Raw genomic sequence first — 18,372 nt, 5'->3', positions numbered from 1 at the left:
GCGATATCAGGCGAGTTTGTATTCGCGCTGCAAGCCAGGTGTGTTGTCTTTGGAACCGCCATCGGGTGCTGGTGCTCTTTCTCCGCCCCCGGAGGTAACCCGCTCGATAAGATCGCGCTGTTCTGCATCGGACAGACGGTGCCAGCCATCCGGGCCAAGCAGTTCAAGCGGGCGGAAGCGTACCTTGTACTGCATCCGGTCCGATCCTTCCACCCAGTAACCAAGGTAGACATAGGGAAGCCCCAGGTCCGCAGCCCGGCGAATATGGTCAAGAATGACATATGTACCAAGCCCGTTGCGGTCCTCGTGCTCCGGGTCATAGAAGCTGTAAATCATGGAAAGACCGTCGGCCTGCCTGTCCATCAGGCAAGCCGCGACCAGGCGACCCTGTGTTCCGTTATCAGAAGGTTCCCTGTATTCAACGACAAAACTCGAAACGCTGGTGTGTTCGACCATATCGGCGAAGTCGATTTCATCCATCGCTGCCATGCCGCCGCCGGGATGGCGATGTTCGAGATAGCGTTGCAGCAGATCAAATTGTTCAGTGGTTGCCCAGGGGCGGCATTCGGCAGTCACTAGATCGGAATTGCGCTTCAAAATGCGCTTCTGCGAACTTGATGGCCGATAATCCATGGCCGCGACGCGAACCGATACGCAGGCGCGGCAATCCACGCAGGACGGGCGATAGGCAACTGTCTGGCTGCGGCGAAAGCCGATCCGCCCAAGTGCATCATTCAGCTGTTCGGCATGCGGCCCTTTCAGTTCCGTAAAGACCTTCCGCTCCGTCTTCCCGGCAAGATACGGGCACGGAGCAGGGCTCGTCACGAAAAATCGGGGGAAGCGAACGGGAGCCGTCACGGGTGGATGAGATCCTTTTGCCTAATGGTCTGTCACACAGCGGTACGTGCGGCGAACACCTGTATTGCACATGGGATTCGCTCAGGAGAACCATGTTAACCACAAAATGTGTCTTGTGCAGAGATAATTTCCACAATCGCCTGACCTGCGCCGACAAGCGCCCCGTAACGGGTCAGTTCAATTCCACTTGGCTTACATGATAACCTTTATCGGTCAGCGATTTGACCAGAGCTTCCAACTGCTGCCGGTCTCGCGCTTCGCATTCGATATCGGTCACAAGGCCTTTGGCAGGCAAATTGGTGAAAATACGCTGGTGGTAAATCTCGATTATATTGACATTATGCGCATCGAACTCGCGCATCACCTTGAACAGGGCACCGGGGCGATCCTGCAAGGTAATCTGGAGCCGCGCCAATCTGCCGGACCGGGCAAGATCGCGTAGCAGCACATTGGCCAGCAGCCGGGTATCAATGTTGCCTCCGCACAGGACCAGCCCGATATTCTTGCCCTTGAACCGTTCTGGGCTGGAAAGAATGGCCGCCAGCCCGGCTGCGCCCGCCCCTTCGACCACGGTCTTTTCAATCTGCAACAGCAGGCTGACCGCTTCTTCCAGATGGGGTTCATCGACCAGCACGATATCATCGACCACCCGCTCAATTACCCGGCTGGTGAATTTTCCCGGCTCTTTCACCGCAATACCTTCAGCAAGCGTATCGCCGCCGCATGGCAGACCTCCCCCGAAGCGGGCGTTGTGGCTGCTGGGAAAAAGCCTTGCCTCGGCTCCGATCACTTCGATGGGGGGTTCGTGGGCTTTGGCCACCGTCCCCATCCCGCTGACAAGCCCGCCGCCGCCGATCGGGACAACGATACAGTCGAGCGCAGGCGCATCTTCCAGCATTTCAAGCGCCACCGTGCCTGCACCTGCAGCCACATGTGGATCATCGAAAGGATGCACGAACGTAAGGCTCAGTTCCGCTTCCAGTTGGCGGGCGTGAGCATAGGCATCGTCGAATGTTTCGCCTTCAAGCACGACATTGCCGCCCACCGCTTCGGTCTGCATCACCTTTACCACCGGCGTGGTGCGCGGCATCACGATGGTGACGGGCACGCCCAGACGGGTGCCATGATAACTAAGGCCTTGGGAATGATTTCCGGCAGAGGCCGCAATCACGCCGCGTGCACGCTGTTCGTCGGTCAGTTGCAACAATGCGTTCAGCGCGCCGCGCTCTTTATAAGCGGCGGTAAACTGCAGGTTTTCAAACTTCAGCCAGATATTCGCGCCGGTAATCGCAGACAGCGTTTTCGAATGAAGCGTTGGCGTTCGTACCACCGCACCTTCGATGCGCTTTGCGGCTTCACGGATATCGGCGAGTGTGAGGGTGGCTTCAGTCATGGGCATTGCGCCTAGCCAAATGGAAGCGTCAGGGGAATAGGCGGAGGTGTTTCCGCGCACAAACTTTGTCTTTGCCGGATTGCGTCTTGGCAGCGAACACGGCAATCACGCATCCCATGACAAATATTGCATTTCTGGGCCTTGGCGTGATGGGCGCGCCCATGGCTGGCCACCTCGCCCGCGCCGGACACATCGTTACAGGATACAACCGCACCACCACTCGCGCAGAGGCGTGGCAACAAGGTTTGGCGGATGAAGGGGTGGAGGTTGTCACCGCTGCGACCGCGGCAGAGGCTGTGGCGGACAAGGATGTGGTCCTTGCCTGCCTTGGCAATGATGATGATCTGGCGCACGTCATGCTGGGCGCTGATGGCGCCCTTTCGGCGATGCGCAAAGGCGCTGTTTTCGTAGATCATACGACCGTTTCGCCCGCACTTGCGCGCTGTATTGCCGAAACCTGCCAAAATCACGGTCTGCTGGCGGTCGATGCGCCGGTATCGGGCGGGCAGGCCGGTGCGCAGAATGGCAAGCTGGCCATCATGTGCGGCGGATCGGACGCGGCGATGGCTGCGGCCACGCCCGTGATGGAAGCTTATGCCGCGCGTATCGTTCACATCGGCGGTGCCGGCGCGGGGCAGGCCTGCAAGGCTGTCAATCAGGTGTGCATTGCAGGGGTATTGGCAGGCCTTTCCGAAGGCGTGCGGTTGGCGCAGGCGACCGGCGTGGATACGGATAAGGTGCTTGAGGCCATATCCGGCGGCGCGGCGCAAAGCTGGCAAATGGAAAACCGCTGGCAGACCATGGTTCAGGGAGAGTTCGACTTCGGTTTTGCAATAGACTGGATGCGGAAAGATCTCGCTATCGCTTTGGCTGAAGGCAAGGCGAAAGGAGCCTCGCTTCCCGTCGCCGCCCTGGTCGATCAATTCTATGCGCAAGTACAGGCCGCAGGTGGCTCCCGTCAGGACACGAGCGCCCTCATCCGCCACCTTCCGGAGATCAAGCAATGATTACCCGTTTTGCAGCTGCCCTCACGCTGCTTTGTATGTCATCCACTGCACTTGCCGACACATGGATCGACAACGTCAACGGCATCTCTGTCAATCGGGACGGATCTGTCGACCGGTTTGCCGGACTGGTGATCGACGAAGACGGGCGCATTTCCGAAATTCTCGATTTTGGAGACAGGCCGACGCGCGAAATCGAATACCGCGTGGATGGCGACGGGCGCGTAATGGTGCCGGGATTTATTGACGGTCACGCGCATCTCATGGACCTTGGCCTGGGAACTCTGGTGCTTGACCTTTCCGGCACGCAATCGCTGGAGGAAGCGCTCAGCCGGATCGCAGCTTACGCCGCCGCCAATCCCGATCGCCCGTGGATCATCGGGCGCGGGTGGAACCAGGAACGCTGGGGTCTTGACCGGTTTCCCACGGCAGCCGAACTGGACGCAGTCGTATCGGACAGACCCGTCTGGCTCGAACGGGCAGACAATCATGCGCACTGGGGCAATTCCCTGGCTCTGGCTGCGGGCAATGTCACAGCTCAGACGCGCAATCCCGCTGGCGGCCGGATTGAACGGCTTGCGAACGGCGCGCCTGCCGGGGTGCTGATCGACAACGCGACAGACCTTGTAACGTCTCAAGTCCCCCCGCCCTTACCCGAAGACCGCGACCTGGCGCTGTATAACGCGCAGCAATTGCTGCTCAGTTTTGGAATAACGGCCATGGCCGATATGGGCACAACCGTAGAAGACTGGATGACGATACGCCGCGCGGGCGATGCGGGATGGCTGCAAATCCGGATAATGGCTTACGCCGACTCTCTGGCAGAAATGCTGTTGATCGGCGGACCGGGGCCAACGCAATGGCTGTACGAAGATCGACTGCGCCTCAACGGATTGAAAGTGAAGCTGGACGGCGCGCTTGGATCTCGAGGTGCCTTGCTGAAGCAACCGTATGCCGATGATCCAGGCAATCAGGGACTTCCACTCACCAGCGGCACGCAGTTGCGCAATCTCATGAGCCGCGCAGCGCTCGACAACTTCCAGATCGCTGTCCACGCCATTGGCGATGCGGCCAATGCCGACCTGCTGCAGGCCATCGACGAGCTGGCCAAAGACTATACAGGCGACCGCCGGTGGCGCGTCGAACATGCGCAGATCGTGGACACCTCGGACATGGCAATGTTCGGCCAGCACGGCATCATCGCCAGCATGCAGCCGGTTCACCAGACCAGCGACATGTTCATGGCAGAAGCGCGGCTGGGTGCCGACCGGCTGGACGGCGCATATGCCTGGCGAACCATCCTGGATCAGGGCGGCACGCTGGCTTTCGGAACCGATGCACCTGTCGAACCCGTTGACCCGCTGTCGGGGATTGCCGCTGCGGTCAGCCGCACGAATGCAGAGGGCGAACCATTTGGCGGATGGCTACCCGAACAGACGATAAGCCGCGAACAAGCGCTAGCCGCGTACACCGCCAACGCTGCCTATGCAGGTTTTGCCGATGGCCGCTTTGGCCGCCTCGCCCCGGGAGAACGTGCTGATTTCGTGTTCCTTTCCGCCGACCCGCTGCTCGCAAGTCCCGAACAGATTCGCGGGGTTCAGGTTATGGAAACGTGGATAGCTGGACAGCGTGTTTATGATGCGGATGTTCAGAACCCGCTGATAGAAGGCCCGCACGGGGCAGAAGCTGCTGGTCGATAAGCCAAGATTTTTTCTCGCCATCCGAACAAAATCGCGCTAAGAGACTGGCTACGACGAGTAATTAGAGGATAAGGATCCCATGATCGCCAAGACGTTTACAACTGCCGCCGCCGTTATCGCGCTTACCGCAACACCAGTGCTCGCGCAGGAATCGTCCATCGATCGCCTGCCCGCTTCCGTGGATGCACAGGGCGAACAGCTTGAGGGGCAAAACGGCATCTTCATCGCATTGCTCGCCGCTGCGGCAATCATTGCAGGCATCATCATTGCGGCCAGCGATGATGAAGAACCGCTGCCGACCAGCCCGTAAGCTGATCACATCATACAGATTTCAAAACGGGGTCCTGAGTGGCCCCGTTTTTTTGTGCAGATTTTCGGTACCGGATTGATCCATATTACCACATGGCGGTGCGGTGCGCACTGATCGGTCATCATGCGGCCAAGCCGCGTGATGACCTACTCCGCGGGGTCTTCCGCCTTCTTTACGACAGAAGTAGCGCCTTCTGTGTCATCTGTGCTTTCGGCAGCCTTGGCCTTGAGGCCGCGCTTTTCGGTAATGCGCATCAGCAACAAAGAGCCTTCGAACAGCACGATAAGGGGGGCAGCAAGCATGATCTGGGTGACCGGATCGGGCGGCGTGATGATCGCTGCCACAGCAAACACGGCCACAATGACATAACGGCGCGCTGCCACCAACTGCGTGCGCGATACAAGGCCCGCCCGGTTGAGCAGCATCAACAGTACAGGCAGCAGAAAGCTGACCCCAAAGGCAAGGATGAACCGCATCACCAGATCGAGGTAATCGCCCATTGCAGGCAGCGCCTGCGCCTCCAGCCCGCCCGATTCTCCCTGGAACCCCAAGAACCAGGTGAAAGCCAGCGGCATCACCACGAAATAAGCGAGCGATCCGCCTAGTGTGAACAATACCGGTGTAGCGATAAGGAAAGGCAGAAAGGCCCTCTTTTCCCGCGCATAAAGTCCTGGCGCGACAAAGGCCCAAAGCTGGTTCGCGATCACAGGGAACGCTATGAAAAAGGCTGCAAACAAAGCGACTTTGATTTCCACGAAGAAAGCTTCGTAAAGCCGCGTATAGATCAGTTGCCCCTGCCCTTCGGGAAAAGCCCGGGTCAGCGGGCGCACGAGGAAACCGAAAATCTGATCAGCAAAATAGAAACATACCGCAAACGCCGCGCCCAACGCCGCAACAGCACGGACCAACCTGCCGCGCAGTTCAATCAAATGATCGAGCAGAGGTGCCTGCGTATCGTCCAGATCTTTCAGTTTGAGGGCCATCGGCTAGGCTTCCTTCGCCGGGCCTGGCGGTGCTTTCGGCTCCGCGTTAGCATCACCCTCTGACGCAGCCAGTTTGCTCTCTGCCGTGGCTGCGGGCGCATTACCGGCAGCTTCAGGTGCGGGATCGACTGCGGCTGCCGCTTCCTTGGCCGCGATTATGGCTTGCTCTTCCTTTACAGCGATAATGGCCTGCTCGTCACCCTGTGCCGCCAGCTTGCGAATTTCCGCGGCCTTTTCAGGCGGCAAATTTGACGGATAGGCTCCTGTCGGTTCCATTTCTGCAGATACGCCGCCGGGATGTTCGCGCATGATCTTTTCATTTTGCGCTTTCCACTTTTGCTCCATTTCATCCAGCTCGGCTTCGCGGACGATATTGTCGAAGCCAGTACGGAACTGGGCGGACATCTTGCGGAACTTGCCGACCCACTTGCCCACAGTGCGCAGCGCAAGTGGCATATCCTTCGGGCCGATCACCAGGATCGCCACCACTATCAGAAGCAGCAATTCGGTTGCGCCGATATCAAACATGGCTGCGGCGCTCGCTTAAAATGTTTAGGACGCGGGCTTGTCGGCCTGAGACTCGGTAGTTTCGGAAGCGGCGGGCGCGGTAGTGGGCGCAGTTGTGGTCGCCGGCGCTTCGATTTGCGGGTTCACTTCGGAAGACGCGCGGTTTTCCTCTGTCATACCCTTCTTGAAGCTACTGATTCCCTTGCCGAAATCACCCATCATTTCAGAAATTCGTCCTCGACCAAAAAGGACGAGAACGACGAGGGCGACAATCAAAATCTGCCAAATACCTGGCTGCATGGGACTTTCCTTAGGGTAACGCTATGATACCAATCTAGGCGCTTTCGCCGCGGTTTTCCAGCATTGCCGCATCTTCCGCGTCAGAATTCTCTTCTTCGCCTTCTTCAACCTGAGCTTCTGCGGCAGCGAGCTGTTCTTCCTTCTGCGCCACCATGTCTTCATAGGTGTCATCAACCGGATCGAGCAGGCCAGCCGCTTTGAGCTCATCCAGGCCCGGCAAATCCTTGCGGGATTCAAGGCCAAAATGGCTCAGGAAATCGGGCGTTGTGGCGTAAATGACAGGGCGACCGGGGACTTCGCGCCGGCCCGCCGCACGAACCCAGCCCGCTTCCATCAGTACATCCAGCGTGCCGCTGCTGGTCTGCACGCCGCGGATTGCCTCGATCTCCGCGCGACTGACGGGTTCATGATAAGCGATAATCGCAAGCACTTCGGTAGCAGCGCGGGAGAGGCGACGCAGCTGTTCCTTCTCGCGGCGCAACAGATGGGCAAGATCGGGCGCGGTCTGGAATTGCCAGTGCTTTCCGCGCTCTACCAGAACCACGCCGCGCCCTGCATAGAGCGCCTGCAATTGTAACAGCGCCTCCCGCACATCGGCATCGCCCAGATGCGCGCCAATCTGTTGATGCGTCATCGGCTCTTCGGCAGCGAACAGGCATGCCTCAACAGCGCGGACGAGTTCCGATGGCTGATCACTCATGCAGATACCCGGCGCAAATGCAGCGGCCCGAAGATATCGGCCTGCCGCAGTTCTGCCCGGCCGGTGCGCGCCAGTTCCAGTGCTGCGACGAAACTGGAAGCCAGTGCAGATTTCTTCAGCCGAGGATCAGCGTTGTTCGGCAGGAAGGAGCGGATTTCCATCCAGTCCACACTGACACCAAGTATGGCCGACACACGTTCGAGCGCGGAATCGAGCGTCATCACCGGACGCTCTGCCACCATATGCACCACTGGTTCGGTCCGCAGTTTCACCTGCCCATATGCGTAAACGAGGCTGTACCAGTCACATTGCCACGCATTCTTGCGCAGCACCTTCAGGCCTTCCGGCGCACCGCGCGCAAAGACATCGCGCCCCAGCCGGTCCCGCCCCATCAAACGCGCACCTGCTTCGCGCATCGCACCAAGGCGTTGCAGGCGTAATTGCAGTTTCAGGGCGAGTTCTTCGGGGCTCGGGTCTTCCTGCTCCTCCTTTGGTAGCAGCATCCCGGATTTTAGATATGCCAGCCAGGCGGCCATCACGAGATAGTCGGCGGCGATTTCCAGCTTCAACGCCTCCGCCCGCTCGATATAGGCGATATACTGGTCGACCAGTGCAAGAATGGAAATCGACTTGAGATCGACTTTCTGCCGCCGTGCCAGGTCGAGCAGCAAGTCCAGCGGGCCTTCCCAGCCGTCAAGCTCCAGATACAGCGCACTATCATCATCGGGCGCCGGTGCAGCGACGCCATTCCAATCTTCTCCGCTGCCGGCTTCGACTGCAAAAAGATTGCCGGTGTTCATGCAGCAACTCCGGCGATGGCGAGCAGGCTGTCCCGGCTTTCCACCAGGTCTGCCCGCAAGGTTGCATCGCCGATTGTGCCGACATGCATCAACGCATTTTCAAGCCGTGTTGCAGTCGCCTGAGACATCGCCGGCAGGGCGGCGACGATGCCCGTCATGTCACGCTGTTTGCCCCAGCAATTCAGCACAATATCGCATCCAGCCGCGATGGCACGGGCTGAACGTTCAGGTACTGACCCGTCCAGCGCTTCCATATCAATATCGTCCGTCAACAGCAGTCCGCCAAAGCCAATCCGCTGACGGATGATCTTTTCAATCACGTATTCGGATTGTGTCGCCGGGCGTTCTGCATCCCATGCGGTGAAGCGGATATGCGCCGTCATTGCCATGGGCGCCTCATTCAGCTTCGCGAAGGGCGCGATATCGGTTTCAAGCTCCTCTGCAGAGGCGGTTACAAGGGGCAAATCCTTGTGGCTATCCACCGTCGCCCGGCCATGCCCAGGCATGTGCTTTATGCAACCGGCAACACCGCCGCGCGCCAGCCCATCCAGCACGGCGCGCCCCAACGCGGCGACCTGCATCGGTTCGTAGCCCATCGCACGGTCACCTATGACATCATGTGAACCCTTTATGGGCACATCAAGCAACGGCAGGTAATCGACCGTAATGCCAACCTCGGTCAGGTCCAGCGCAAGCAATTGCGCATTGGCACGCGCCGCCTGAATCGCGCTCGCCGGGGCGATCTCATACAGCTTCGCGAAGACACCCTGCGGCGGATATCTATCCCACTCTGGCGGCTTCATCCGGACGACGCGGCCGCCTTCCTGATCGATTGATATCAGCAGGCGATTGCGACCATGGATTGCGCGCAATTCATCGGTCAGCGCGCGCAATTGCTCGCGGTTGTCGCAATTGCGCGCGAACAGGATGTAACCTGCCGGATCGGCCTCTTTGAAGAAGGCACGTTCATCATCGGTCAGCTTGGGACCGGACAGGCCAAAGATTGCAGGCGTCATACGCCTGTTTACGCCTTAATCCGGTGCTTCACGCAAGCGGTTTGACACAAGCCATCGGGGAAAACATCCGCCACCGGCCATCCATTACCGGATGTAGCAATCACCGCCTGCATTGCGGATTGCGCGGCATGTAGCGTCGGCGCTTGAACGATTCCCGGCGATGGCTTGCAAACGATACACTTTCGCCCCGTTTACATCAGCCTCTACAACGCGGTGACGCAAACCGGAAAGCGCACTGTAACGGCCCGAAGCACTGTTCCATGCGGTTTCAGCATCGGATTCGCTGCCAAATGCGCCGATCTGGACATAGACCGCACCACTGCTGTCAGCCGCAGGTGCCGCGTCGGTAGATCCGCTTTCGCTGCTGCTGCCATTCTGATTGCGGTCAATAGTGGGGCGTGCCGCGCTGGCGGTTTGGTCGTTATCTGCGATCCGGCTACGGGTGCTTTCGCCTTCCGCAACTTCAAAAGCCTGATCGCCTGTGCCCGCAACTTCGGTGCCGCCGGGATCGTCCGGGCGCTGCTTATATGCACCTTCGGGCGCCTCTATCGTGCTGCCATCGGCGACAAGTTCCGCGTCAGGGCGATCGCGCAGGCCAAACCACAGTGCAGCAAGCGCGGCACCGACAACGGCGAGACCTAGCAGCGCATATGTGACAAGGCGCCAGTCGAAGCCGCCTTCTTCTTCATATTCGTCTGCTTCGAGCCAGGGCAGGTCTTCATCTTCGTCGGCGAGAGCAAGCTGCTCCTCTTCCGCCCAGGAATTCCCGACGCCTTCCCCCGGATCGTGTTCCAGGTTGTTTTCTTCGTCACCCGGATACGTCATCGCTTACAACTCCTCGACCGCCTCAACGCCCAATAACGCCAAACCGTTTCGAATCACCTGCCCGATTTGGGATGCCAGAAAAAGCCTCGCCGCCGATAGTGCGGGATTCTGTGCCACAATGAAGCGTTTTTCCGCATCATCATTGCCCATGTTCCACAGCGCATGAAACTCCGCCGCGAGGTCATAAAGGTAAAAAGCAATGCGGTGCGCCTCGCGGGAGCGCGCGGCGGCTTCGACTTCGCGCGGGAACTGCGCAGCCTGTTTGATCACTGCAAGATCGTGCTCACCCAGCAAATCAAGCCCATCGGCCGAAGGGGTGATGCCTTCAGCTGCAGCCTTGCGCAGGATAGAGCTGATCCGCGCATGCGCATATTGGACATAGAATACCGGATTGTCCTTGGACTGCTCCACCACCTTCGCAAAATCGAAATCCATCTGCGCTTCGGGCTTGCGGGTAAGCATTGAGAAACGCACAACGTCCTTCCCCACTTCTTCCACCATGTCCGCGATGGTGACGAAATTGCCGGAGCGTTTGGACATTTTCACCGGCTCTCCGCCGCGCAAGAGCTGGACCATCTGGACCAGTTTCACGTCGAACGGGATTGGTTCGCCCTGCCCTTCGGACAATGCCGCGACTGCCGCCTTGATCCGTTTTACAGTGCCGGAATGATCCGCACCCCATACGTCGATCAGCGCATCGGCGCTTTCGGCCTTCTGCATGTGATAGGCGAGGTCAGCGCCGAAATAGGTCCATTTGCCGTCTGACTTCTTGATCGGGCGATCCTGGTCGTCGCCATATCTGGTGCTGCGAAACAGCGGCAGCTCAACCGGCTCCCAATCTTCGGGTGGAGCCTTGCCTTTGGGCGCTTCCAGCACGCCATCGTACACCAGATCATGTTCGCGCAGCCACGCCTCGGCAGCTTCGGGCTTTTTTGCCGCCTGCAAAGCTGCTTCCGATGAGAAAACGTCATGCTTGATGCCGAGCATTGCGAGATCCGATTTGATCAGATCCATCATCCGTTCGACTGCAAAAGCGCGGAAAATCGGCAGCCATTCGCTTTCCGGCAGGGACTGGAAACGATCGCCGAATTCTTCTGCGGCGGCCTTTCCAACCGGCACCAGATAATCGCCGGGATACAGACCCTCAGGGATATCGCCTATGTCGTCGCCAAGTGCCTCGCGGTAGCGCAGGTGTGCCGACCGGGCGAGCGTGTCGACCTGCCCGCCAGCGTCATTGACGTAATATTCGCGCGTGACCTCATGACCGGCAAATTCGAGCAGTGATGCCAGCGCATCTCCCACAACCGCCCCGCGGCAATGGCCCATGTGCATTGGGCCGGTCGGGTTGGCGGAGACATATTCCACATTCACGCGGGCACCCGCGCCCATCGCGGACTTGCCGTAATCAGCGCCAAGCTCCGCTATGGCGGCGAGTTCTTCGATCCAGTTTTGCCGCGCAAGGCGCAAATTGATGAAACCGGGTCCTGCAATCTCGGCGCTTTCGATCATTGGATCGTGTGCCAGATGCTCGACAATCTTTTCCGCGAGAGCGCGCGGGTTGGTCGCGGCACCCTTCGCCAGGACCATGGCGGCATTGGTGGAAAGGTCGCCGTGCGACGGATCACGCGGCGGTTCTACGCTCACATTGGCACGGTTGGTATCAGGCGGCAGATCGCCTTCCATCTCCAGCGCGTCCAGAACAGCATCGATCCGGGCCGTAAATGCGGAATACAGAGTGTTTGCTTGTGTCTCGGTCATATACTTCGTGAGCTCCCGCGAAGGCGGGAGCCTCCCTCAAACAGGTCACAGCATTCGCTGCGACTCACGTCAATTTAAAGAGCGCTCTTACCGAGTCGCGTTGTAGGCGAGTTGATCTTCGTCCAACTGAAAGCCGATCAGCAATTCGAACGTGGCGCGGGCCACGGCTGCGCGCACATCAGGTTCGGACAAGGGATCGATCGCAGCGGACTGATCACCTGCTCGCCTGCGGCGGGTAATCCGGTCACGAATATCTTCCGGCAGTGTTGCCGCAGCGCGGTCCACATAGGCTCCGGCTGTGCCGCTGCCCTGTGCGCGCTCCTGCCCGTCGGCAAAATTCAGCGTTACCGTTCCGATCCGCTTGGCGACAACTGACGTTCCGCCGCGCATGACGGTAGAGAAGTAAGGCAGCTCAACGGTTCGTGCGCCACGCACATCGCGCCGTACAGCGACGACATCGAAGGTGGCTGAGGTGTAAACCTGCTCGCCTGTATCATTACAATCGCTGCGGACATTGGTGATTGCCGCTGATACATCCAATGCATCGGCAGTGCGCGCATCTGGGCGGGAAAACAATGTCACATCACCGGTGTAATCCGGCACGCCGACAGCAGGGCATACTGAACGTAGCGAGGTGATTCCCACGCCCTGGTCGACAACAATATCACCATCTTTGGCACAGCCCGAAAGCAGGGCGGCGGGTATGGCGAGTGCAAAAAGGGCGGATCGAAACTGCATATGCGTCCTTGATAATGGCGAGAACGGGGCAACATGAGGCCCGTTCAAACGAACAGGCTCCTAGCCCTTTCACGGGAGCCCTACAACCGCTAGAGACAGCACTATGAACGCCCCCTTTCAAGAAACGCCCGCCGACACCTCTTCCGACAAGGGCAAATTGCCCCTGAAGGTGCTTATCGCTGCCCCGCGCGGCTTTTGCGCAGGAGTGGACCGCGCCATCGAAATCGTGGAGAAATCGATCGAGCGCTTTGGCGCGCCGGTCTATGTCCGCCATGAAATCGTCCATAACCGCTATGTCGTTGAAGGCTTGCGTGAAAAGGGCGCCATTTTCGTGGAAGAGCTGGACGAGGTGCCAGACGATGCACCGGTCGTGTTCAGCGCGCACGGCGTGCCCAAGTCTGTGCCCGCAGAGGCAGAGCGGCGCGAAATGATCTATCTCGATGCAACTTGCCCGCTGGTCAGCAAGGTTCACCGTCAGGCCGAGCGGCAAATCGAAAAAGGCCAGCACATCATTTTTATCGGCCATGAAGGCCATCCCGAAGTTATCGGCACAATGGGCCAGGTGCCCGAAGGCCGGATGACGCTGGTGGAAACCGTGGCTGATGTGGCAGAATTGACGTTTTCAACAGAAGACAGCCTTTCTTTCCTCACCCAGACGACCCTGTCGGTGGATGACACTGCAGAAGTGATCGCTGCATTGATGGAACGCTATCCGCAGATCGTGGCTCCGCGCGCGGAGGACATTTGCTACGCCACATCCAACCGTCAGGCCGCGGTGAAGACTATTGCTGCCGCATGCGACCTGCTGCTGGTCATCGGTGCGCCGAATTCATCCAACTCGCTCAGGCTGGTCGAAGTGTCGGAGCGGCTGGGCACCAGTTCCAAGCTGATCCAGCGCGCCAGCGAGATCGATCCGGCCTGGCTGGATGGCGTAGGAACACTTGGCCTGACTGCTGGGGCATCCGCACCAGAAGTTCTGGTGCGTGAAGTGGTCGACAAGCTGGCCGAATGGCGCGACATCGACGAAGAGAAAGTGCGCACTATGGACGAGAAAATGGTTTTCAAGCTGCCGCGCGAATTGACTGAATAGGCACTTTAGTGGCGGTCTACACGCAGCTGTCTGCCGAAACCCTTGGCCATCTGATCGCCCATTACGATGTCGGCGGCCTGGTGTCGGCAAAGGGCATTGCCGAAGGTGTATCCAATTCCAACTGGCTTCTGGAAACCACCGGCAGCGTGGCCAATGGCACGCGCTTCATCCTGACCATGTACGAACGCCGCATCGACACCAGCGAACTTCCCTTTTTCCTTGGATTGCTGGATCATCTTTCAGAGCGCGGCGCACCTGTGCCGCGCACGATCCATGATCGCAGCGGCGGCGCATCGCGGGAAATTGATGACAAGGCCGTGGCATTGATTGAATTTCTGCCGGGTGTCTCTGTTGACAGACCCACGCCCGCGCAGGCCTTCAACGTTGGTGCAGTGCTGGCGCAGATGCACCTGGCCGCGCAGGATTTCCCCATGCGGCGGGCGAATGATCTCGGGCCGGATGTCTCGGCCGCAGTGCTGGCGGATTGCGGAGAAGCGGCGCTTGCCGACATCGCACACGACCTGCCAGCTGCCGTTGATGCGGCGCGGGTGGTGGCGGACGGTTGGCCACAAGGTCTGCCGCGCTCCATCATCCATTCTGACCTGTTTCCCGATAATGTGCTGATGCTGGGCGACACGGTGAGCGGTCTCATCGATTTTTATTTCGCCTGCCATGATGCAATGGCCTATGATCTGGCGGTGACCCATGCGGCGTGGAGCTTCACTGATGCCGGACGCAGCTTTCGCTCCGAAATCGGACAGGCACTTGTGGCAGGCTATGAATCGGTGCGCCCGCTGGATGCCGTGGAACGCAGCGCGCTGCCTTTGCTGGCGCAAGGTGCTGCCATGCGATTTGTGTCCAGCCGCGCGCAGGACTGGATTGAAACCCCCGCAGATGCGCTGGTGACCCGCAAGGACCCGATGGATTTCATGCGGCGATTTGCATTCTACAAACACAATGGCGCAAAGGCGTTCGGATGAAACATGTCGAAATTTTCACCGATGGCGCATGCAAGGGTAATCCCGGTCCGGGCGGTTGGGGCGCATTGCTGCGCATGGGCCGCCACGAAAAGGAGCTGCACGGCGCCGAACCGGATACAACCAACAACCGCATGGAAATGACGGCTGCGATCCGGGCGCTCAAGGCCTTGATTGAACCTTGCGAGGTTACGCTCCACACAGACAGCCGCTATCTGATTGACGGCATGACCAAATGGATTGACGGCTGGCAGCGAAAAGGCTGGATCAACGCCAGCAAAAAGCCGGTTCGCAACGAAGATTTGTGGCACGAGCTGATCGAAGCTGCCGCGCCGCATGTCATCCAGTGGGAATGGGTAAAGGGCCATTCAGGCCACGATGAAAATGACCGCGTGGATAGATTGGCCAGCGATGCGGCGGATGCCATCAACGGCAAATAAAACGGCCGGCCCCGTGAAGGACCGGCCGATCGGTAATTCTATTTCCGCAAAAGCTCAGCTTTCGTCGACAACCTTGGCGCCGGGGCCGTTCTTCTGAATGGATTCAATCGCGTTCTTCGCGCTTGCCTTCGAAGAATATCCTTCGGTCGAGAACATTATCTCGTCATTATACTTGAAGCGCACACGGAACTCGCCGGCCTTATCCTTGTAGATCTGGAAATGGTGACCCATCGAAACTCTCCTGTTGTTGAACCAGTGCACCATAACAATTGTGCATCTGTTGGCTAGGCTTTGACCGGCGCGAATCTGTCCGGCGCATATAATTTTACATTCAGGTTTGCGGTCATCGCATCCCGCTGTTTGCCCGTTAGCAATTGGGCGCCAAGCCGCGCGGCCGCCGGGGCCGTCTGGATGCCGTAGCCGCCCTGCCCCGCAAACCAGAAGAAGCCCGGCACTTGCGGATCAAATCCATACACTGGCCGGCGGTCAGGCGTGAAGCTGCGCAAACCGGCCCATTTGTGTTCCACCGCCTGAATACGCCAATCCAGTGCCTTCTGCAGTCGGTCTATCGCTGTAGCAATATCGATTTCCTCTGGCGCTGCATCGCAGGGGTCGGACGGAATTTCATCATGCGGACTAAGCCACAAGCGGCCATTCTCAGGGCGAAAATAAAAGCTGCCGGAAATATCGAGGCACAGCGGCATGTCGGCTGGCGGCGCAGGATCGGTGCGCAATTGCACGACTGTGCGGCGAAACGGCTGAATACCTATCGCCTTCGCGCCCGCCATTCGAGCGATGTGATCGGCCCATGCCCCGGCGGCGTTGACCAACACGCCAGCGCGCACAGTCTCCCCATTGCCTAGCTGTAATTGCCATTCGTCATTAGAACGCTGTGCCGAGGTAAGGCGCGCGCGGCAGCGCATTTCGACGCCGTCACTTCGAGATGCGCTGAGGTAATGTCCGTGCACCCCGGCCACATCAATATCTGCGCAGCGCGGCTGGTGGATCGCCCTGTCCCACGCCGGACGGATGCCGGGCACAAGGCGTTCAACCTGACCGCGACCGATTCGCCGCGGGTCAGCGCCCGATCCGGCAAAGGTCCTGAAGAAATTCTCAATCTGCGGCTCGTCTTCTTCCCGCGCGAGATACAGCGCGCCGCGTTTGGCCAGAAAGCCGCGCTCTTGCAGCCACGGGCCGGACGCGCTGGTGAGCGGGACGATATCCGGCCCGCCATAACATTCCTCCCAGAAAGCTGCCGAACGCCCGGTCGCATGGTATCCAGGCCGTTCTTCTGCCTCCAGCATGACGATCCGGTATTCTGGGCCGATTTCGGCCGCCAGGCTGGCCCCTGCCATGCCCGCGCCAACAATTGCGACGTCAAAACGATCAGCCATCGGGTGCAGTCTTCCGCATCAGAAAGTCATCGATGGCGGCGAGCGCTTTGCCACGTACGCCGTCCTCTTCACGCAATATCTCGTGCCGCGCTTCTGGGCCCAGCATGAGTGATTCGGCATTGGGGATGCGAGCAATCGCGCTGCGAATTGCCGACGGGCTGACGAGTTTGTCAGCAGTCGTGCCGAGAATGAAGACCGGCAGATCAACGCTTTCCAGCGCGCCCCGGCGGAACATTGTTGCAGAGCTTTCCATTGCGCCGTTGACCCAGCCCCAGCTGCCGGGCCCGAGCTCCAGCTCTGGCCGGTATTTGCGCCACCAAAGCTCATCCTCGTAGCGAATAACATCATGTGTAAGCAGGGTTTGCCGCAGGCCCGGCTTGGCCCCGGGTTTCTCGCTCATTTTCCAGGCCGGGCGTTTCGGATCGCCCAATTTCAGCATAGCCCAGGCAAAACCGCGCTTGATTGGCAGCGGCACGATTTCAGGAAAAGTGTCGAGCATAGGTGCCGACAGCACCAGCGCATCCGGTGCAGGATCGAGCACCTTTTCCATGACCGCGCGCAGCGTCAGATGCCCGCCCATGGAATGTCCGACCAGCACCAGAGGGCCTGTGCGGCCATCGGCCCAGCCGCGCCAGTAATCGGCCAGATCGGCAATCCAGAGGGCAAAATCGTCAATATGGCCGGTGGCATCATCATTGCCTAGCCGACCCGATCCACCCTGTCCGCGCCAGTCTGCTGCGCTGACTTGCCAGCCTTCCAGTCGCCAGTGTTCGAAACTTTCAAGATATTTTTCATAGGCGTCACCGCGCCCGGGCATAAACAGCATGGACCCGCGCGGCATTACGCCTTCGGGGGGACCGGGCCATTCGATGGAGCGAATTTTATGCCCGTCTGCGGCATGCCAGATACCTTCCTTGGCCTCGGCGGGAATGGCCCGGCGATCGAATGGTATGGCGGTGACCTTTGCAACTTGGCTAATTCTAACCTCCTGCCCTTGGTTACTTTTTGGTAAGTGATAGGCGCTAGCACAAGGCTCCAAGAGATACCTGGGGGCTTTATGCTAGACGATCCGATCAAATACGCACTGCTTGCCGCGCTTGCAATCGCGCTGGTTACCGCTGCGTTTACCGATCTCAAAAGCCGCCGAATCGCCAATTGGCTGAACGGCGCAATTGCGCTGGGCGCGCCATTGTTCTGGCTTGCGAGCGGTATGGCCCTGTGGCCGGACATCGCAATGCAAATCGGCTGCGCGGTCGCAACCTTTGCCATCCTTTCCATTCTGTTCGCGCTGCGCGCCATGGGCGGCGGAGATGTGAAACTGCTGACTGCGCTGGCGCTGTGGATCCAGCCTCTGATCTTCGTGAAATTGCTTATCATGATGGCGCTGCTGGGCGGCGTGCTGACCATTGGTTTTGGCATGTGGCACGTTGCCCGCCGCCAGAAAGACAAGCTTGCAATCCCTTATGGTGTGGCCATCGCGCTCGCCGGATTGTGGACCATCGGCACATTTTATCTTCCCGCAACTGCCGTAGCGGCGGTCGCGCAATGAACCTGATTTTAACCATTGCTGGACTAACCA

At 59.1% G+C, this 18,372-nt stretch carries 21 protein-coding genes; 7 read left to right on the top strand and 14 right to left on the bottom strand.

The window, feature by feature from the left end; genetic code table 11:
• Positions 1-6: 6 nt before the first annotated feature.
• Together AB731_RS05500 and AB731_RS05495 are read right to left on the bottom strand one after the other, a co-directional pair.
• Positions 7-858 carry an arginyltransferase gene (locus AB731_RS05500; protein WP_047092096.1) on the bottom strand — a complete coding sequence of 284 codons (852 nt, stop codon included), beginning with the start codon at positions 856-858 and terminating at the stop codon, positions 7-9.
• Positions 859-1,030: 172 nt separating this feature from the next.
• Positions 1,031-2,251 (bottom strand): threonine ammonia-lyase, encoded by a 1,221-nt coding sequence (locus AB731_RS05495; RefSeq protein WP_082126350.1) that lies wholly within the window; start codon positions 2,249-2,251, stop codon positions 1,031-1,033.
• 116 nt (positions 2,252-2,367) lie between these two features.
• Between AB731_RS05495 and AB731_RS05490 the strand changes: the two genes are divergently transcribed.
• From AB731_RS05490 to AB731_RS05480, 3 genes are all read left to right on the top strand, one after another.
• Positions 2,368-3,258: an NAD(P)-dependent oxidoreductase gene (locus AB731_RS05490; RefSeq protein ID WP_047092098.1), complete on the top strand. Its 891-nt coding sequence runs from the start codon at positions 2,368-2,370 to the stop codon at positions 3,256-3,258.
• Complete coding sequence (locus AB731_RS05485; protein ID WP_047092099.1) at positions 3,255-4,955, top strand: amidohydrolase; 1,701 nt, start codon at positions 3,255-3,257, stop codon at positions 4,953-4,955. Before AB731_RS05490 ends, AB731_RS05485 begins: the two co-directional genes overlap by 4 nt.
• Before the next feature lie 79 nt (positions 4,956-5,034).
• Positions 5,035-5,265 (top strand): hypothetical protein, encoded by a 231-nt coding sequence (locus AB731_RS05480; protein WP_047092100.1) that lies wholly within the window; start codon positions 5,035-5,037, stop codon positions 5,263-5,265.
• Positions 5,266-5,411: 146 nt separating this feature from the next.
• Here AB731_RS05480 and tatC read toward each other — a convergent pair whose 3' ends face one another.
• The 9 genes from tatC to AB731_RS05435 form a co-directional block, all read right to left on the bottom strand.
• A complete protein-coding gene (gene tatC / locus AB731_RS05475; protein ID WP_047092101.1) occupies positions 5,412-6,248 on the bottom strand; it encodes a twin-arginine translocase subunit TatC in 837 nt (278 codons plus the stop codon).
• 3 nt (positions 6,249-6,251) lie between these two features.
• Entirely contained in the window at positions 6,252-6,776 is a 525-nt protein-coding gene (tatB, locus tag AB731_RS14360; protein ID WP_047092102.1) for a Sec-independent protein translocase protein TatB, read from the bottom strand.
• Positions 6,777-6,800: 24 nt separating this feature from the next.
• Complete coding sequence (gene tatA, locus AB731_RS05465) at positions 6,801-7,055, bottom strand: twin-arginine translocase TatA/TatE family subunit (protein ID WP_047092103.1); 255 nt, start codon at positions 7,053-7,055, stop codon at positions 6,801-6,803.
• Positions 7,056-7,089: 34 nt separating this feature from the next.
• Positions 7,090-7,755: an SMC-Scp complex subunit ScpB gene (gene scpB, locus AB731_RS05460; protein ID WP_047092104.1), complete on the bottom strand. Its 666-nt coding sequence runs from the start codon at positions 7,753-7,755 to the stop codon at positions 7,090-7,092.
• Positions 7,752-8,555 (bottom strand): segregation and condensation protein A, encoded by an 804-nt coding sequence (locus AB731_RS05455; protein WP_047092105.1) that lies wholly within the window; start codon positions 8,553-8,555, stop codon positions 7,752-7,754. The genes scpB and AB731_RS05455 overlap by 4 nt, the downstream gene beginning before the upstream one ends.
• Positions 8,552-9,571: a beta-N-acetylhexosaminidase gene (gene nagZ, locus AB731_RS05450; protein WP_047092106.1), complete on the bottom strand. Its 1,020-nt coding sequence runs from the start codon at positions 9,569-9,571 to the stop codon at positions 8,552-8,554. The genes AB731_RS05455 and nagZ overlap by 4 nt, the downstream gene beginning before the upstream one ends.
• Positions 9,572-9,655: 84 nt before the next feature.
• Positions 9,656-10,396, bottom strand: coding sequence for an SPOR domain-containing protein (locus tag AB731_RS05445; RefSeq protein WP_052768818.1), 741 nt, complete (start codon positions 10,394-10,396; stop codon positions 9,656-9,658).
• 3 nt (positions 10,397-10,399) lie between these two features.
• The gene (argS, locus tag AB731_RS05440; RefSeq protein ID WP_047092107.1) at positions 10,400-12,154 is read right to left on the bottom strand and encodes an arginine--tRNA ligase; all 1,755 of its coding nucleotides are present in this window, start codon (positions 12,152-12,154) and stop codon (positions 10,400-10,402) included.
• Between the two features lie 87 nt (positions 12,155-12,241).
• Complete coding sequence (locus AB731_RS05435; protein ID WP_047092108.1) at positions 12,242-12,892, bottom strand: hypothetical protein; 651 nt, start codon at positions 12,890-12,892, stop codon at positions 12,242-12,244.
• 103 nt (positions 12,893-12,995) lie between these two features.
• Between AB731_RS05435 and ispH the strand changes: the two genes are divergently transcribed.
• From ispH to rnhA, 3 genes are read left to right on the top strand one after another with little or no spacing between them, the layout of a single operon-like run.
• Entirely contained in the window at positions 12,996-13,982 is a 987-nt protein-coding gene (gene ispH / locus AB731_RS05430; protein ID WP_047092109.1) for a 4-hydroxy-3-methylbut-2-enyl diphosphate reductase, read from the top strand.
• A gap of 8 nt (positions 13,983-13,990) precedes the next feature.
• The gene (gene thrB / locus AB731_RS05425; protein WP_047092110.1) at positions 13,991-14,962 is read left to right on the top strand and encodes a homoserine kinase; all 972 of its coding nucleotides are present in this window, start codon (positions 13,991-13,993) and stop codon (positions 14,960-14,962) included.
• Positions 14,959-15,399: a ribonuclease HI gene (rnhA, locus tag AB731_RS05420; protein ID WP_047092111.1), complete on the top strand. Its 441-nt coding sequence runs from the start codon at positions 14,959-14,961 to the stop codon at positions 15,397-15,399. The genes thrB and rnhA overlap by 4 nt, the downstream gene beginning before the upstream one ends.
• A 54-nt stretch (positions 15,400-15,453) precedes the next feature.
• Here rnhA and AB731_RS13785 read toward each other — a convergent pair whose 3' ends face one another.
• Genes AB731_RS13785 through AB731_RS05410 form a run of 3 tightly spaced genes read right to left on the bottom strand, consistent with a single transcriptional unit; the run spans position 15,454 to position 17,619 of the window.
• Complete coding sequence (locus tag AB731_RS13785) at positions 15,454-15,630, bottom strand: YegP family protein (protein ID WP_064971806.1); 177 nt, start codon at positions 15,628-15,630, stop codon at positions 15,454-15,456.
• A 53-nt stretch (positions 15,631-15,683) separates the two neighbouring features.
• Positions 15,684-16,793: an NAD(P)/FAD-dependent oxidoreductase gene (locus AB731_RS05415; protein ID WP_047092113.1), complete on the bottom strand. Its 1,110-nt coding sequence runs from the start codon at positions 16,791-16,793 to the stop codon at positions 15,684-15,686.
• A complete protein-coding gene (locus AB731_RS05410) occupies positions 16,786-17,619 on the bottom strand; it encodes an alpha/beta fold hydrolase (RefSeq protein ID WP_231638852.1) in 834 nt (277 codons plus the stop codon). The genes AB731_RS05415 and AB731_RS05410 overlap by 8 nt, the downstream gene beginning before the upstream one ends.
• Positions 17,620-17,850: 231 nt before the next feature.
• Between AB731_RS05410 and AB731_RS05405 the strand changes: the two genes are divergently transcribed.
• On the top strand, positions 17,851-18,342 hold the full coding sequence (locus AB731_RS05405; protein WP_047092114.1) for an A24 family peptidase: 492 nt from the start codon (positions 17,851-17,853) through the stop codon (positions 18,340-18,342).
• Positions 18,343-18,372 lie beyond the last annotated feature (30 nt).

This window comes from Aurantiacibacter marinus, assembly GCF_001021555.1.
GTDB lineage: Bacteria > Pseudomonadota > Alphaproteobacteria > Sphingomonadales > Sphingomonadaceae > Alteraurantiacibacter > Alteraurantiacibacter marinus.
This window is presented reverse-complemented; position numbering and strand designations above follow the sequence as displayed.